14 protein-coding genes are annotated in these 16119 nt (G+C 72.2%); 7 read left to right on the forward strand and 7 right to left on the reverse strand.

The features are described 5' to 3' along the window. Positions 1-8: 8 nt before the first annotated feature. From ABGB10_RS29385 to ABGB10_RS29400, 4 genes are all read right to left on the reverse strand, one after another. Positions 9-977, reverse strand: coding sequence for a serine/threonine protein kinase (locus ABGB10_RS29385; protein WP_347664240.1), 969 nt, complete (start codon positions 975-977; stop codon positions 9-11). Continuing rightward, positions 974-1726 carry an NUDIX domain-containing protein gene (locus ABGB10_RS29390; protein WP_347664241.1) on the reverse strand — a complete coding sequence of 251 codons (753 nt, stop codon included), beginning with the start codon at positions 1724-1726 and terminating at the stop codon, positions 974-976. Before ABGB10_RS29390 ends, ABGB10_RS29385 begins: the two co-directional genes overlap by 4 nt. Positions 1727-1819: 93 nt before the next feature. Continuing rightward, a complete protein-coding gene (locus ABGB10_RS29395; RefSeq protein WP_347664282.1) occupies positions 1820-2635 on the reverse strand; it encodes a MaoC/PaaZ C-terminal domain-containing protein in 816 nt (271 codons plus the stop codon). A gap of 140 nt (positions 2636-2775) precedes the next feature. Beyond that, positions 2776-4128: a 3-oxoacyl-ACP reductase gene (locus ABGB10_RS29400; RefSeq protein WP_347664242.1), complete on the reverse strand. Its 1353-nt coding sequence runs from the start codon at positions 4126-4128 to the stop codon at positions 2776-2778. 55 nt (positions 4129-4183) lie between these two features. Here ABGB10_RS29400 and ABGB10_RS29405 point away from each other — a divergent pair, with 55 nt between their 5' ends. Both ABGB10_RS29405 and purB read left to right on the forward strand, forming a co-directional pair. After that, complete coding sequence (locus tag ABGB10_RS29405) at positions 4184-5476, forward strand: acetyl-CoA C-acetyltransferase (protein WP_347664243.1); 1293 nt, start codon at positions 4184-4186, stop codon at positions 5474-5476. Positions 5477-5577: 101 nt separating this feature from the next. Then, positions 5578-7002, forward strand: a complete 1425-nt coding sequence (gene purB / locus ABGB10_RS29410; RefSeq protein ID WP_347664244.1) for an adenylosuccinate lyase — start codon at positions 5578-5580, stop codon at positions 7000-7002. Positions 7003-7111: 109 nt separating this feature from the next. Here the strand turns inward: purB and ABGB10_RS29415 are convergent, their stop codons facing one another. Together ABGB10_RS29415 and ABGB10_RS29420 are read right to left on the reverse strand one after the other, a co-directional pair. Beyond that, a complete protein-coding gene (locus tag ABGB10_RS29415) occupies positions 7112-7675 on the reverse strand; it encodes a YbjQ family protein (RefSeq protein WP_347664245.1) in 564 nt (187 codons plus the stop codon). Between the two features lie 24 nt (positions 7676-7699). After that, positions 7700-8383 (reverse strand): trypsin-like serine protease, encoded by a 684-nt coding sequence (locus tag ABGB10_RS29420; protein WP_347664246.1) that lies wholly within the window; start codon positions 8381-8383, stop codon positions 7700-7702. A 356-nt stretch (positions 8384-8739) separates the two neighbouring features. Here ABGB10_RS29420 and purS point away from each other — a divergent pair, with 356 nt between their 5' ends. The 4 genes from purS to ABGB10_RS29440 all read left to right on the forward strand — a co-directional run bounded on the left by purS (position 8740) and on the right by ABGB10_RS29440 (position 13210). Continuing rightward, complete coding sequence (gene purS / locus ABGB10_RS29425; RefSeq protein WP_030491392.1) at positions 8740-9003, forward strand: phosphoribosylformylglycinamidine synthase subunit PurS; 264 nt, start codon at positions 8740-8742, stop codon at positions 9001-9003. Beyond that, positions 9000-9683, forward strand: coding sequence for a phosphoribosylformylglycinamidine synthase subunit PurQ (gene purQ / locus ABGB10_RS29430; protein WP_347664247.1), 684 nt, complete (start codon positions 9000-9002; stop codon positions 9681-9683). Before purS ends, purQ begins: the two co-directional genes overlap by 4 nt. Positions 9684-9771: 88 nt before the next feature. Beyond that, on the forward strand, positions 9772-12450 hold the full coding sequence (purL, locus tag ABGB10_RS29435) for a phosphoribosylformylglycinamidine synthase subunit PurL (RefSeq protein WP_347664248.1): 2679 nt from the start codon (positions 9772-9774) through the stop codon (positions 12448-12450). A gap of 4 nt (positions 12451-12454) precedes the next feature. After that, positions 12455-13210, forward strand: a complete 756-nt coding sequence (locus tag ABGB10_RS29440) for a 2-phosphosulfolactate phosphatase (protein WP_347664249.1) — start codon at positions 12455-12457, stop codon at positions 13208-13210. 201 nt (positions 13211-13411) lie between these two features. Here ABGB10_RS29440 and ABGB10_RS29445 read toward each other — a convergent pair whose 3' ends face one another. After that, entirely contained in the window at positions 13412-15469 is a 2058-nt protein-coding gene (locus ABGB10_RS29445) for a hypothetical protein (protein ID WP_347664250.1), read from the reverse strand. Between the two features lie 161 nt (positions 15470-15630). Here ABGB10_RS29445 and ABGB10_RS29450 point away from each other — a divergent pair, with 161 nt between their 5' ends. Beyond that, complete coding sequence (locus tag ABGB10_RS29450) at positions 15631-15993, forward strand: sterol carrier family protein (protein WP_347664251.1); 363 nt, start codon at positions 15631-15633, stop codon at positions 15991-15993. The last annotated feature ends 126 nt before the right edge of the window (positions 15994-16119 follow it).

The raw sequence follows: 16119 nt of genomic DNA on the forward strand, positions 1-16119 counted from the left end.
ACAGCTCCTTAGGGAGTGAGGGTGAAGGGTCGGAAGGTGCGGGGTCCGTAGAGCCGGTCCAGCACCTGGTCGAGTTCGCGCAACAGGCGCCAGGCGTCGTCGGGCCGCTTGGCCAGGGACCGTTGTCGGCAGCCCTGCGCGAAGGCGTGCAGCTCGCGGGGTGCGCGTGGCCCCATCAGCCAGCTCATACAGTGGCTGGCCATCGCGATGTCGGTGCCCGGCCCGCAGGGCTGCTTTCGGAGGACCTCCTCCGGGTCCCAGCCGTGGCTGGGCACGATCGCCGGGATGGTGCCTCCGACGGGAGCGGAGAAGCACCAGTCGACGAGCACCACGCCGTGGGCGTCCGGTTCGATCAGCACGTGTCGCGGCAGGACCGCGCCGTGCACCACGCCGGCCCGGTGGGCCAGGCCGAGCACCACCAGCAGCCGCCGCCACATCCAGGCCACGTCCCGGGCGTCCAACCCGTCCGGGTACCCGCGCCGCACCTCGTCGAGGTTGTGCAGCCCCGACGCGGTGGCGAGCACGTTGATCCGACGTTCCGCGCCGGTCGCGGTGTCGCGGTGCCGGAACTCGTCGACGAGCCGGGGCACGTACGGCAGGTAGCGTGGGTCGCCGCGCTCGGCGATGGTGCGCAGGGCGTGTGCCTCGCGGGCCATCAGGTCGTTGTCGGTGGGCTGCCGGGGGAGCTTGAGCAGCCGATCGTCACCGACGTCGTAGAGGTCGGCCAGGTCACCCGAGTAGGCCAGCTCGCCGAGTCGGTGGTCGCCGAGGACGGTGACCTGCCGGGCCCGCCAGCGGGTGGTGACGTGGATGAACGCCTCGGTGGCTTCGGCGCGTACCCCCGGGTCGGCCGGCAGGCGGTCGGGGTGCAGGGCCGCGACCAGCTCGCGGTAACGCCGGGCTGGTTGGTCCGCGCCGAACAGGTCGGCGTCGGTGCGGGCCGCCGCGACCAGGCCGATGGCCTCCGCCGTCCTCATCGCACCGTCTCCTCGCGGGCCGGGCGCAGCAGCGCCGGGTGCAGCAGGCGGGCGTCGCCGGCCCGGTAGAGCCGGGCGCGGGGGCCGCCCCGGCTGCCACCGCGCTCGGTGCTGGCGCCGGTGCTCTCCACGAAGCCCGGCACGGAGAGCACCTTGCGGTGGAAGTTGCCGGCGTGCAGCGGGTGACCCCAGACCGTCTCGTAGACGGCGCGCAGCTCGCTGATGGTGAACTCGGCGGGGAGGAAGCGCGTGGCGAGCGGGGTGTACTCCAGCTTGGACCGGGCCCGTTCCAGCGCGTCGTCGATGATCCGGCCGTGGTCGAAGGCGAGCTGCCTGCTGCTCAGCGCGGTCACCGGCAGCCAGATCGCCTCGTCGGCGTCGGTGCCGGCGGCCGGGTCCGGCAGGTCGGGGGCGAACGCGAGGTGGGCGATCGAGACGACGCGCATCCGCGGGTCGCGGTCGGGAGCGCCGTAACTGCCCAACTGCTCCAGGTGTACGCGGCGCAGCCCTTCGCCGCCGAGCCCGGTCTCCTCGGCCAGCTCGCGTCGGGCGCCGGCGGTCAGGTCCTCGTCGGGGTGGACGAAGCCGCCGGGCAGCGCCCAGTGCCCCTCGAAGGGTGCCTGACCGCGCCGGATCAGCAGCAGGTGCAGCGCGTCGTCGCGGATGGTCAGCGCGACCACGTCGACGGTCACCGCGACCGCGGGATAGGCCCGGGGGTCGTACGCGTCCAGGAAATCCTGCTCGTCCACGGCGTCTCTCTCACTGTGAGAACATCTCTATGTGAGAACAACTTAGCGCACGAGCGCGCCCCTGCCAAGCCCGAACTGCTCGGCGGGGGCGAGTCAGCGCACGAGACCTGCCAGGTGCGGTCGGCCGCGCGAGTCGTGCAGGGCGAACCCGCCGTCCGGCAGCAGCGCGAAGTTCACCGTGCTGGGAAGCGGCACCGGCAGCTTGAAGGCGACCTCGACGGCGTAGGAGTCCGGCAGGCGGTTCTCCACTGCAGCCAGGCAGCGCGCCTTGCTCCACATGCCGTGCGCGATCGGCCGCGGGAAGCCGAACAGCCGCGCACCGAGCCGGGAGGTGTGGATCGGGTTGTGGTCCCCGGACACCCGCGCGTACTCCGTGCCGACGCGAGGGTCCACCCGCCAGCGGGCCGTGCCGGTCGGCGCGTCGGGGCGCCCACTCCGGTCGCCTCCGCCAGGCTTGCGTTCCCGACCCAGGTACGTCGAGACACCCTCCCAGACCTTCTCGCCGTCGACCGATCCGACCAGCACCACGTCCACCTGTCGCCCCCGGTCGTGCGGACGCAGGTTCTCGGCGTACGCCGTGAAGTCGAGGGTCTCGTCGGCGGTGATCGGGCGGTGCACGATGATCCGGTTGCCGACGTGCACCAAGCCGGTGAGGGGGATCGGGAACGCCGGCAGGGTCATCAGCCGCAGGGCCAGCGGGAAGCCCATGACGTGCGGGAAGGTCCCCGGCAGTCGATCGCTGAGCCGGAACCCGCAGACCCGGTCGTAGTCGGCCAGGCGGGCCCGGTCGACGGTCACCCCGCTGACGGCCAGCTCGACCGTCGGCAGGCCCGGCCCGCGCCGCCCGCGACCGAGGCCCGGTAACGCGCCGAGCAACGCCCGCCGGTTCAGCGCCGCGACCGCTGGCATTCGAGGCAGGTCGATCCGGGTGCGGCTGCCCGGCACCGGTTCGAGAGCCGCGGCCAGGGTCTCCGCCGTCAGCGCCTCGGTTGGCCCGTCGATCAGCTCGTGCAGGGAAAGGTCGTCGTCCGGCTCCCGCTGTCCTCGCATCACGCCCCCAGCAGGCTCTGGCCGCAGACCCGGACCACGTTTCCGCTGACCGCGCCGCTGGCCGGCCAGGCCAACCAGCCGATCGTCTCGGCCACGTCCACCGGCAGCCCGCCCTGGGCCAGGCTGTTCATCCGTCGGCCCGCCTCACGGACCACCAGCGGGATGCGCGCGGTCAGCCGGGTCTCGATGAAGCCGGGGGCCACCGCGTTGACGCTGATGCCCCGCTCCCGCAGCGTCGGGGCGAGCGCGTCGACCAGCCCGATCACTCCGGCCTTGCTGGTGGCGTAGTTGGTCTGGCCCCGGTTGCCGGCGATCCCGGCGATCGAGGAGACCGACACGATCCGCCCGCCGGTCGGGATCAGCCCCCGATCCAGCAGCACGTCGTTGATCCGTTCCTGGCTGGACAGGTTGACGTCGAGCACCTGGTCCCACCGGTCGGCGTCCATCCGGCCGAGCGTCTTGTCCCGGGTGATGCCGGCGTTGTGCACCACCACGTCGACCCGGCCGTGCCGGCTGGCCAGGTGGTCGGCGAGCCGGGTCGGCGCGTCCGGCGCGGTCAGGTCGAGCTGGACGGCGGTGCCGCCGATGTCGTTCGCCACCGCCGCGAGCGCGTCCCCGGCGGCGGGGATGTCCAGGGCGACCACCCGTGCGCCGTCGCGGGCGAGCACCTTCGTCAGCGCCGCGCCGATTCCCCGAGCGGCGCCGGTGACAAGCACCACCTGCCCGTCCAGTGGGCGCTCCCAGTCGGCCGGGACGCTCGCCTCGCCGGCGCCGACCCGGATCACCTGACCCGAGACGTACGCGGACCGCCCGGAGAGAAGGAAGCGGAGGGTCGACTCAAGGCTGGTGCGGACGCCGTCCTCGGCCCGGGTCACGTAGACGAGCTGGGCGGTGGTGCCCCGACCGAACTCCTTGCCGATGCTGCGGACCAGCCCTTCCAGGGCGCGCTGGGCGGTCGCCTCGCGGGGCGTCGGGCACTCCTGCGGCGGGGTGCCCAGCACGATCACCCGGCCACTGGGGAGCACGGCCCGGGCGTGCGGGTGGAAGAAGTCGTAGAGCTGGCGGAGCTGGGTGGAGTCGGTGATGCCGCTGGCGTCGTACACCAGGGCTCCGAAGCGGTCCTCGGGCCCGGCGCTGGCGGCATCGCGCAGTTCGACCCCGGCGGCGGTCAGGATCGTGCCGACCGGCTCGGCGAGCCGGCCGCCGGTGGCCGCGCCGAGCAGGGCCGGCCCGGGCAGCAGCGGGTCGCCGAGGTGATGCCGGCGCAGTCGAGGCGGGTCGGGGAGCCCGAGGCGCTTGACCAGCGCGCGGCCGGCGGCCGATTGGACGAAGCTCGCGTACCTGTCGGTCATGGGCGTAGCCTACTGGCGAGTAGGGTTCGAGCAACACTTTGCGAGGAGGCGGATCGTGCAGAGCATCCGGAGGGTCGCGGTCATCGGGGGCAACCGCATCCCCTTCGCCCGGTCCAACTCCCGCTACGCGGACGCGTCCAACGCCGACCTGCTCGGCGCCGCGCTGGACGGCCTGATCGCCCGGTACGGGCTGGCCGGGCAGCGGGTCGGCGAGGTCGTGACCGGGGCGGTGCTCAAGCACTCCCGCGACTTCAACCTCACCCGCGAGGTCGTCCTCGGCTCCCAACTCGACCCGCACACCCCCGCGTACGACATCCAGCAGGCCTGCGGCACCGGCCTGGAAGCGGCGATCCTCGTCGCCAACAAGATCGCCCTTGGTCAACTCGACGTGGGCATCGCCGGGGGCGTCGACACCACCTCCGACGCGCCGCTCGCGGTCAACGAGGAGATGCGACGCACACTGCTCAAGCTCAACTCCGCCCGCACCCTCGGCGAGCGGTTGAAGATCGCCGCCCGGCTGCGCCCGCTCCAGCCGTTCAAGCCCGACATCCCGCGCAACGCCGAACCACGCACCGGCCTGTCGATGGGTGACCACGCCGCCCGCACCGCGCTGCGCTGGCAGGTCGACAGGCGATCCCAGGACGAGCTGGCGCTGCGCTCGCACCAACGGCTCGCCGCCGCCTACGACCGCGGCTTCTTCGACGACCTCATGACGCCCTACCTGGGGTTGACCCGCGATGCGAACCTGCGCCCGGACACCAGCCTGGAGAAGCTCGGCTCGCTCAGGCCGGTCTTCGGCACCCGTGGCCCGGACGCCGAGCAGGCCACCATGACCGCCGGCAACTCGTCACCGCTCACCGACGGGGCATCCACCGTGCTGCTGGCCAGCGAGGAGTGGGCGGCCGCGCACAACCTGCCGGTGCTGGCCTGGTTCAGCTGGTCGGAGACGGCGGCGGTGGACTTCGTGCACGGCGACGAGGGGCTGCTGATGGCCCCCGCGTACGCGGTGCCCCGGATGCTGGCCCGGGCCGGGCTCACCTTGCAGGATTTCGACTACTACGAGATCCACGAGGCGTTCGCCTCGCAGGTGCTGGCCACCCTCGCCGCCTGGGAGTCGCCGGAGTTCTGCACGGACCGGCTCGGCCTGGACGCACCACTCGGCACGATCGACCCCGACCGGCTCAACGTGAACGGCTCGTCGCTGGCCGCCGGGCACCCGTTCGCCGCCACCGGCGGGCGGATCGTGGCGACCCTGGCCAAGCTGCTGGCCGAGAAGGGCAGCGGACGCGGGTTGATCTCCATCTGCGCGGCTGGCGGTCAGGGCGTGACCGCGATCCTGGAGCGCTGAGCCCTCCGGCGCTCACGGCGTCTCTGTCTTGGGCACGGAGCTGCGGTAGCTGCCGCGACCTCCTTCGCGGGCCGCGCGTCCGGTAGGAGAGAATGAGGTACGTGACGACGATCCCCAACGTGCTGGCCAACCGGTACGCCTCGCCCGAACTGGTCGCCCTCTGGTCCCCGGAGGAGAAGGTCCGGATGGAGCGGCGGCTCTGGCTCGCCGTGCTCCGCGCTCAGCGCGACCTGGGCGTCGCGGTGCCGGACGGCGTGGTCGAGGCGTACGAGCGGGTGCTCGACCAGGTCGACCTCGCCTCGATCGCGGAGCGGGAGCGGGTCACCCGGCACGACGTGAAGGCCCGGATCGAGGAGTTCAGCGCGCTCGCCGGGCACGAGCACGTGCACAAGGGCATGACCTCGCGGGATCTCACCGAGAACGTCGAGCAGCTCCAGGTGCGGGCCTCGCTGGAGCTGATCCGGGACCGCGTGGTCGCCACCCTGGCCCGCCTCGCCTTCCTGGCGTACGAGCACTCCGAGCTGGTCATGACCGGCCGCTCGCACAACGTTGCGGCGCAGGCCACCACGCTGGGCAAGCGCTTCGCGTCGGCGGCCGAGGAGTTGCTGATCGCGTACGAGCGGCTGGAGGAGCTGATCGCCCGGTACCCGTTGCGGGGGATCAAGGGCCCGGTCGGCACGGCAGCCGACCAGCTCGACCTCTTCGACGGGGACGCCGACAAGGTGGCCGAGTTGGAGCGGCGGGTCGCCGAGCACCTGGGCTTCTCCCGGGTGCTGGACAGTGTCGGGCAGGTCTACCCGCGCTCGCTCGACTTCGACGTGCTGGCGGCGCTGGCCCAGACCGCCGCGGCACCGTCGTCGTTGGCCACCACGATCCGACTGATGGTCGGCCAGGAGTTGGCGACCGAGGGCTTCAAGCCGGGTCAGGTCGGTTCCAGCGCGATGCCGCACAAGATGAACACGCGCTCGTCGGAGCGGGTGAACGGCTTCGCGGTGATCATCCGGGGTTACCTGTCGATGGTCGGCGAGTTGGCCGGCGACCAGTGGAACGAGGGGGACGTGTCCTGCTCGGTGGTCCGCCGGGTCGCCCTGCCGGACGCGTTCTTCGCCGCCGACGGGTTGTTCCAGACGTTCCTCACCGTGCTCGACGAGTTCGGCGCGTACCCGGCGGTGATCAACCGGGAGTTGGAGCGGTTCCTGCCGTTCCTGGCCACCACCAAGATCCTGGTGGCGGCGGTACGGCGTGGCGTCGGCCGGGAGGTCGCCCACGAGGTGATCAAGGAGCACGCGGTCGCGGTGGCCCTGGCGATGCGCGAGAAGGGCTCCCCGGAGAACGACCTGTTCGACCGGTTGGCGGCGGACGGTCGGCTCGGCCTGTCCCGCGCCGACATCGACACCCTGGTCGCCGACCGCAGCGCCTTCGTCGGCGCCGCCCAGGCCCAGGTGGCGGCGGTGACGAAGCGGATCACCGCAGTGGCAACGGCCCACCCCGAGGCCGCCACCTACAGCCCACCCCCCATCCTCTAACGCACCCCACCCCACCCCACCCCGCCCCTTCGCGGTGATCAAGAGGTTTGCGTCATCTTCGATCTCCCTGGTGACCGAAACCTCTTGATCAACAGGGGGATCGCGGGGGTTACTCGCCGGTGGGGGTTTCGGCGGCGGTTCTGAGGTTGGGCGCGCTGGCTGGTTCGGCGATGCCGCCGAGGGACTCGGCGAAGGCCGGGTCGGTGGCGGTCTCCGCGGCGATCGCCGGCTGGTCGGCCGGCATGACCTCGGGCATGACGGGTACGGCGACCACGGCCGTTCCGTACGCGCAGATCTCCATCCACATCTCACCGCAGTCCCGGCTGTCGAACCGCATGCCGATCACGGCGTTCGCGCCGAGGCGCAGGGCCTCCTCGCCGAGCCGGGACACCGAGTCGGTGCGCCACCGGGTCAGGTTGTCCGGTGCCATCGGGTCGTACGCGCCACCGCGCAGGTTCTTGACCCCCTCGCGGTACGGGTTGCGCGTCCTGGCCATCGATGACACCACCTCACCGAGAATCTGGCGGATCTCGTAGCCGGGCAGTTGCTCCGTCGTCACGACCAGCACGTTTCCGATGCTGTCAGGAGCGGCCCGACCCGATCGGGCGCATTGTTCACCTGATCGGATGCTGCAAAACAGCGCGGCGCGGACGGCCGGCACGGGGCCGACCATCCGCGACGCTCCGGGTGGTAACCGTCAGACACCGGCCACCGAGGTGATCCAGGCCCGGTTGTACGCAACACTGCCGTAGTTCTGGATGCTCTGCCCGTCGGCCGTGGAGGCGACGCCGACCTGCTGGCCGTTGTAGAACTGGGGGCCGCCCGAGTCGCCCCGCCAGGCGTTGCCGCTGATCTCGGTGCTGCGGATCGCCTGCCCGCCGTACGCGTCGGTGACGCTGTTACTGGTCACCCGGACGGTGGCGGTCTTCAGCTGGGTCGACGCCGAGCAGCCGCTGTAGCAGGTCATGCCCCACCCGTAGATCGAGTTCGTCGAGTTGATCGGCGGGTTGCTGCTGGCCAGCGTCACCGTCGAGGTGCTGACGGCGCTGGAGAGCCGCATGAGGGCCAGGTCGCTGCGGGTGTAGGTGGCGCTGACCGTGCGGGTGACTCCGCCGGAGGTGCGATTCACGCTGCCGATCCGAACGGACATGGTGCCGTTGATGCAGTGCCGGGCGGTGAGCACCCACTGTGAGGCGATGACGCTGCCGGAACAGGTGAACGAGCCGTTGCTGAGCACCGCGGCGGCCCAGGGCGCCGACGAGACGGTGGTGCCACCGATGATGGGTTGCGGGCCGGGCGGGGCGGCGGACGCGCCGGACGCGGCGCCGAGGGCGCCGACCAACGCGATGCTGACGACGGCGAGCAGGGGGCGGATGCGCATCGGGTGGACTCCTTGGGCGGGGCGGACCCGGGGTCGCCGGGTGCGGATGGGCGGCGGCGGGAGGTCCCCGCCAGCGCCTCAATCGACTTACGTCGATGTACAGTAGGGCCCGAGCCGATCATTATCAAGGATTTGATCGAGCTTACTCAATGTAACGATTCGGCCTCCCGCTGCGCCGTATATGCCCTGCTGAAGCCACCTGCCCCGCCTGTCGGGCCGCCCTGAGCGTCGGCAATGTCGATCACTGCTTGAACTGCACCCGGCCGGTGCGTCCGCGGCCGTATCTGCCAGGTACGCTGGCTGCGCTCGCCCCATGTGGGTCGGCACCCAACTGCGTACACAGTCAGGAGTGCCCAGTGCCTCGCGTCGTCGTCGACGTCATGCTCAAGCCCGAGATCCTCGATCCGCAGGGCCAGGCCGTCGCAAACGCGCTGCCCCGGCTCGGCGTCGGTGACGTCGCCTCGGTCCGGATCGGCAGGCGGATCGAGATCGAGTTCACCGGTGAACCGGACCTGGACCGCGCTCGGGAGATTGCCGACAAATTGCTCGCCAACCCGGTCATCGAGGACTTCACCGTCCGCCTGGTCGAGGCCGACGAGACCGCGGACGCCCGCTCGTGACCGCCCGGGTCGGTGTGGTCACCTTCCCTGGCTCGCTCGACGACGGGGACGCGGCCCGGGCCGTCCGGATCGCCGGCGCCGAGCCGGTCCGGCTCTGGCACGGCGACGCGGACCTGCACGGGGTGGACGCTGTCGTGCTGCCCGGTGGCTTCTCCTACGGTGACTACCTGCGGTGCGGTGCCATCGCCCGGTTCGCACCGGTGATGGAGACGATCGTGGACGCCGCCCAGGGTGGTCTGCCCGTGCTCGGCATCTGCAACGGCTTCCAGATCCTGTGCGAGGCGCACCTGCTCCCCGGCGCGCTCACCCGCAACCAGCACCTGCACTTCCGCAACCGGGACCAGGTCCTGCGCATCGAGTCGGCCGGCACCGCGTGGACCAACGCGTTCCAGCCCGGCCAGGAGGTGCTCATCCCGGTCAAGAACGGCGAGGGCTGCTACGTCGCGGACACCGCGACCCTGGACCAGCTCGAAGCCGAGGGCCGGGTGGTCGCCCGCTACGTCGGCGGCAACCCGAACGGGTCGATGCGGGACATCGCCGCGATCACCAACGCCGCCGGCAACGTGGTCGGCATCATGCCGCACCCCGAGCACGCGGTGGAGGCGCTGACCGGCCCTTCGCTGGACGGCCTCGGCTTCTTCACGTCAGTCCTCAAGCACCTGGTCGGGGCGCCCGCGTGAGTGCGAGGAGCGCCGCGGTGACCGGCGTCACGATCATCGGTCTGCTCAACCGCCGGTCTGGCGGGCACGAGCGCAGCGAGGAGAGGTCATGACCACCCATCCGGACCCGGTACGGGACACCCCGGAGGCGTACTCCGCCCCGGCGCAGCCGACCGAGCCGAGCGCGGCGCAGCCCGTCGCTCCGGCGGCCGCTCCCGCCCAGCCGGCCGCCGCCGTCTGGGCCGAGGGCGTGGACACCGTGCCGCGTGCCGGTGGCACCCCGGGCGAACTCCAGCCGTTCACCGAGCTGGGTCTGCGTGACGACGAGTACGACCGGATCCGGCAGATCCTCGGCCGCCGGCCCACGCAGTCCGAGCTGGCGATGTATTCGATCATGTGGAGCGAGCACTGCTCCTACAAGTCGAGCAAGGTGCACCTGCGTCAGTTCGGTGAGAAGGCCCCGCACAGCGACCGGATGCTCGCCGGCATCGGCGAGAACGCCGGCGTCGTGCAGATCTCCGACGAGTTGGCGGTGACCTTCAAGGTCGAGTCGCACAACCACCCGAGCTTCGTCGAGCCGTACCAGGGCGCGGCGACCGGCGTCGGCGGCATCGTCCGGGACATCCTCGCCATGGGCGCCCGCCCGGTCGCGGTGATGGACCCGCTGCGCTTCGGTGCCGCGGACCACCCGGACACCGCCCGGGTGCTCACCGGCGTGGTCGCCGGCGTCGGCGGCTACGGCAACTGCCTGGGCCTGCCCAACATCGGTGGCGAGCTGGTCTTCGACCCCTCCTACCAGGGCAACCCGCTGCTCAACGCGCTCTGCCTGGGCGTGCTCCCGGTCAGCCGGCTGCAGAACAAGGCCGCCGCCGGGCCGGGCAACGTTGTCGTGCTGATGGGCGCCAAGACCGGCCGGGACGGCATCGGCGGCGTCTCGGTGCTCGCCAGCGCCACCTTCGACGAGGGCAGCGAGGCGCGCCGCCCCGCCGTGCAGGTGGGTGACCCGTTCACCGAGAAGCTGCTGATCGAGGCGTGCCTCGAGCTGTACGACGGCCAGCTGGTGGTCGGCATCCAGGACCTCGGCGGCGCCGGTCTGACCTGCGCGCTCACCGAGACCGCCGCCGCGGCCGGCACCGGTATGCGGGTCTGGCTGGAGCGGGTGCCACTGCGCGAGCCTTCGATGGACCCGCACGAGATCCTGGCCAGTGAGTCGCAGGAGCGGATGCTGCTGGTCGTCGCGCCGGACAAGCTCGACGCGGTGCTCAAGACCTGCGAGAAGTGGGGCGTCCTCGCCACCGCGATCGGTGAGGTCACCGCACCGGAGCCGGACGGCAGCCCGGGTCGACTGCTGATCACCTGGCAGGACCACCTGGTCGTCGACGTGCCGCCGGGTTCGCTTGTCGACGACGGTCCGGTCTACGCCCGGCCGATGCGTGAGCCGGCCGACCTGATCCTGCTCCAGGCCGACCGGGCCGAGACGCTGCCCCGCCCGGCCGACCCGGAGGCGCTGCGGGAGACCGTGCTGCGCATGATCGCGTCGCCGAACCTGGCCGACAAGTCCTGGGTCACCGAGCAGTACGACCGCTACGTGCTGGGCAACACCGTGCTCGCCCAGCCGGAGGACGGCGGCGTGATCCGGATCGACGAGCGGACCGGTCTCGGCGTGGCGCTGTCGGTGGACGGCAACGGCCGGTACACCAGGCTCGACCCGTACAACGGCGCCAAGCTGGCCCTGGCCGAGGCGTACCGGAACGTGGCGGTGACCGGCGCGAAGCCGATCGCCGTCACCGACTGCCTCAACTTCGGCTCCCCGGAGGACCCGGGCGTCATGTGGCAGTTCGCCGAGGCCGTCCGTGGCCTGGCGGACGGCTGCCTGGAGCTGGGCATCCCGGTGACCGGCGGCAACGTCAGCTTCTACAACCAGACCGGCGCGGCAGCCATCCACCCGACCCCGGTGGTCGGTGTGCTGGGTGTGCTGGACAACGTCGCCGACCGGGTGCCGATGGGCTTCGTGCCGCGCGCCGGTGGCGACCACGACCAGCTCTACCTGCTCGGCGAGACGAACGTGGAGCTGTCCGGCTCGGAGTGGGCCTGGGTGACGCACGAGCACCTCGGTGGTATTCCGCCGCAGGTCGACCTCGCCCGGGAGAAGGCGCTCGCCGAGCTGCTGGCCGAGGCGGCCCGCGTCGGTCACCTGGCCTCCGCGCACGACCTCTCCGACGGTGGCCTCGCCCAGAGCCTGGTGGAGTCCTGCCTGCGGCGCGGCGTCGGTGCGCGGGTCGCGGTGCCGGAGCAGTTCACCGAGGGCTCGATGCCGTTCGTGTACCTGTTCAGCGAGTCCGCCACCCGGGCGCTGGTCTCGGTGCCGCGCGGCCACGACAAGGCCTTCGCGGCGCTCTGCGCCGAGCGGGGTGTGCCGTTCGAGCTGATCGGTGTCACCGACCCGTCCGGCGGTGCGCTGGAGGTGCACGGTCAGTTCCGGATCGGCCTGGACGAGCTGCGCGCCGCGCACACCGAGACGTTGCCGCGCCTCTTCGGCGGCTCGGCCGCCGTCGAGGTGCCCGCGCCGGCCGCCGGTGTGGCAGGTGCGGTCGAGGCCGTACCGCTGCCGGTCGCCTCGGACGCGGTGGCCGCACCGGTGGACCCTGCCGTGGTGGTCTCCGAGCCCATCGCTTCTTCAGGCCCCTCCCCGGAGACCGGCGCTGTCGAACCGATCGGGTCGGAGTCGCCCGATGGGCCCATCGAGTCGGAGACCGGTGCCACCGAGTCGTCGCCTGACGAGCGCTGAGGCGTTGACGGCCGCCGTCTACGGCCAACCCGGTTCGGGGGCCCGGTTCGACTGGGGCCTGACCGGCGCGGCCGAGCTCGGTCGGGTCTGCGCGGCGCTGGTGGTGGTGGACGTCCTCTCGTTCACCACCTCCGTGGAGGTGGCGGTCGCCCGGGGCATGCGGGTGCACCCGTTCCCCTGGGGTGAGCAGGCCGCCGAGTACGCGCTACGCGTCGGCGCGGTCGCCGCAGTGGGTCGGCGGCAGGTGACCGCGGAACATCCGTGGTCGCTCTCGCCGGCCGCGCTGGGCACCGCGCCGGTGGTGGCGGACCTGGTCCTGCCCTCGCCGAACGGCTCCGCCATCAGCGCTGCCGCCAGCGCCACCGGCCTACCGGTGGTCGCGGCGTGCCTGCGCAACGCAGGCGCCGTCGGGCGTTGGCTGCGCCGCCAGGGGTACGGCACGGTGGACGCCCCGATCGGCGTGGTCGCTTCCGGGGAGCGGTGGCCGGACGGGTCGCTGCGCCCGTCGGTGGAGGACCAACTCGGTGCCGCCTCGGTGCTGGATGCCCTCTCCGGAGTGCCGGGCGGGCTGTCCGTGGAGGCGGCCATGGCGCTCGCCGCGCTGGCGAGCACTCCGGACGTGCCCGCCGCCGTGCGGGGCAGTGTCTCCGGGCGCGAGCTGGCCGAGGGGGGCTTCGCCGACGACGTGGACGTCGCCGTCCGGATCGGCGTGTCGGACGTCGTGCCGGTGCTCCGCCAGGGCGTCTTCTCCGCCGCCTGACCGACGGCCACCCGCGTCATGCGGGCCTGGCTCGGCCGCGCCCATGCCCTCCGTCGTACAGGCCCGCGCGGGTGACCAACCCGGGTTTCCTGACGTCGGGTGTCGAGGTCTGCGGGATGCCTCGACATGGCCAGTAAGTCCCCTGCCATGACGAAAACGGCCACCCGGACATCCGGGTGGCCGTTCGCGTGCTGTGGTCGGTCAGTCGTCCAGCCAGTCGAGGCGTCGACCGCCCCGCTCGGTCGGCGGCGGGGTGTCCGGCCGGGACCGGCCGGCCGGTTGGCCGTAGCCGCCCTGGTCGTAGCCTCGGTCGTCGTAGCCGCCGCGCTGCTGCGGGGGCTCCTGGCCGTAGCCGCCGCCCTGCGGCGAGGGCTCCTGGCCGTAGCCGCCGCCCTGCGGCGAGGGCTCCTGGCCGTAGCCGCCGCCCTGCTCGTAGCCGCCGGCCGGTTGGCCGTAGCCGCCCTGGTCGTAGCCTCGGTCGTCGTAGCCGCCGCGCTGCGGCGAGGGCTCCTGGCCGTAGCCGCCGCCCTGCTCGTAGCCGCCGGCCGGTTGGCCGTAGCCGCCCTGGTCGTAGCCACCGGCTGCCGGTCCGCCATACCCTGCGGTCGGCTCGGCGGCCCGTCCGCCGTACGGGGCCGCGTCCGGCTGGCCGTACCCCTGTCCCTGCTCGGGCTGGTAGACACCCGTCGCGTACGGGTCGGCCGGCGCCGGGTACTGGGTGCTGTCGCCGGTGTAACGGCCGGTCGGCTCGTCGTACCGCTCTCCGTAGGCCCCTGCGCCAGCGGGCGCTGGCGGGTAGCCGGCCGCCCCGGCCTGGGCGGTGTAGTCACGGCTGCCGTAGCCGCCACCGGAGGCGGGGTCGTTGCCGTAGCTCCCACCGGAGGTCGGCGCACCGCCGTAGCCGGCCCCGGAACCGGGCGCAACACCGTAGCCGTCGCCGGCCGCGCCCGCGCCGTAGCCGCCACCGGAGGCCGGGTCGTTGCCGTAGCCGCCGGCGCCGTAGCCGCCGGGCGCTGGCTCGTCGCCGTAACCGGTGCCGCCCCAGCCCTGCTGGCCCGCGCCGCCGTACGCCTGCGCCGGCGCACCGTACGGGTCCGGTGGGACGTCGTCGACGACCGGGCGGTGCATCATCGTCGGCGCCTCGCTCAGCGCCGCACCGCCGACCATGGTCGGGTCCGCGCCGCCGCCGGGTCGGCCACCGACCACCCGGGTCTGGTCGTCGGGGCCGCGGAAGCCGCCCCGCGCGGGCGGGACCGGACCGCCGCTGCCAGCCGGCACCGCGTCGTCGTCGTCACCGCCGTTCTCCTTGCGCTTCATCCAGAGCAGCACGATGGTGCCGACGCCAGCGGCCACCAGGAGACCGCCGAGCAGGATGATCAGGTACGAGCCCGCGCCGCCGCCGCTGTCCTCGTTGTTCGCGGCGTTCGCCGGGGCGCCGGGGCTGGCTTCCTCGCTGGCCTCGTCCTCGGTGCCCTCCTCGGTCGCTTCCTCGGTGGGAGTCGCCTCGGTGCTGGCCGACGGGGTGGGGCTGGGCGTCACCTCGGTCTTGATCGCGAGGCTGATCCGTTGCCCGGTGAGGGCCTGCCCGGCGGCGGCGGTGATGGTCTTGCGGGCCACCACGTTGTCGAAGCTGGCACCGAGGTCGAGTCGACCTGGTGTGATCGGGTTGCTCGTGGTGCCGGTGAAGCGGAAGTTGCCGCTGCCGTCGCTGGTGGTGTCGAAGCGCTTGCCGGTGCTGTCCAGCAGCATGACCACCGCGTTGGGCACGGCCTTGCTGTCGGCCTGGACGACGACCTTGCCGGAGACCGACTGCACGGTCTGTTTCTGCGGCGGAGCGGCCTTGCCCTTGACGGTCAGCGCCAGGGAAGCGGTGCTCGGGCCGGAGTCGGCTTCGACGGCCACGGTGACAGTGGCGTTCGCGTCGCCGGCGTTGTCGTTGGCCGCGATCCTGACCAGCACCGACTTTGCCGGGTTGCCCAGGCCGCTGGGGAAGTCGAAATCGCCGCAACCGCCAGCGCAGGTGACACCGGACGGCAGGCCAGAGAGACTGATCTTTCCTTTTGTGTCCCTGTCCTCGTTGCCGCCCGTGACGCGCACGGTGACTGTGGCGTCGCTGCCGGCGTTCACGGTGATCGAGTTCGGGGATACCTCGACGCTTGCGGCGAGGGCTGGTGTGGCGGGGACGGCGAGCAGAGCGCCGGCAACCAGCGCTACGACCACACCGGCCCGCTGCTTCCAGGCACGTCGGTGTGTTGACACGTCCACCGCCTTCCGGGCTGACTTCCCTCCGACCGGCGGGGCGCCGGGCCGGGGATCATCACGGTTCGAATACGCCGTCGGCAACTATGCCTTGTCCGACTGCATCGGCGCGACCCAGGGCCAGCGTCGGGTAGTTGGCCTGCGGGTCGTATCGTCCCGTCGTGTCCTCTCCGCACAGTAAGTCCGCTGCCGTAACGGCCGCATTGTCGGCGCTCGACGAGGGGTGTACGCCCGAACGGACAGTGTTCCGAGAGGCGGTCCGGTCGTTGTTGGCCGTCCTCGCGGAGCGCGCCCCCGGCCGATCGGTGGAGGTGCGCGTCCCACCATACGGGGCGATCCAGTGCGTACCCGGACCTCGACACACCAGGGGAAACCCGCCGAACGTGGTCGAGATGGCTCCCGACACCTGGCTGAGGTTGGCGACCGGGAGGATCGGTTGGGCGGAGGCGGTCGCGGAGGGTCGCGTCCAGATGAGCGGTGTTCGAGCGGACCTCTCGACGTATCTGCCCCTCGAATTGTCATGACGTCCCACTCAGGGTGACGCTCAGCGCGGAATTCGTGACGTTCTGTGTTGACGGCGATTCGCGTACACTGTCAGGCGACGACAGTGGTCCCGGCAGAGGAGTGAGGATCCGCCCGTGATCCCGCCC

Origin of the sequence: Micromonospora sp. B9E7 (assembly GCF_039871815.1) — a bacterium.
Classification (GTDB): domain Bacteria; phylum Actinomycetota; class Actinomycetes; order Mycobacteriales; family Micromonosporaceae; genus Micromonospora.

Coding starts and splice junctions, on each gene's coding strand:
- ABGB10_RS29420 (WP_347664246.1), bottom strand. CDS start 8,383: ATGCGCATCCGCCCCCTGCTCGCCGTCGTCAGCATCGCGTTGGTCGGC.
- ABGB10_RS29395 (WP_347664282.1), bottom strand. CDS start 2,635: ATGCCAGCGGTCGCGGCGCTGAACCGGCGGGCGTTGCTCGGCGCGTTA.
- ABGB10_RS29400 (WP_347664242.1), bottom strand. CDS start 4,128: ATGACCGACAGGTACGCGAGCTTCGTCCAATCGGCCGCCGGCCGCGCG.
- ABGB10_RS29385 (WP_347664240.1), bottom strand. CDS start 977: ATGAGGACGGCGGAGGCCATCGGCCTGGTCGCGGCGGCCCGCACCGAC.
- purL (WP_347664248.1), top strand. CDS start 9,772: ATGACCACCCATCCGGACCCGGTACGGGACACCCCGGAGGCGTACTCC.
- ABGB10_RS29415 (WP_347664245.1), bottom strand. CDS start 7,675: ATGGTCGGCCCCGTGCCGGCCGTCCGCGCCGCGCTGTTTTGCAGCATC.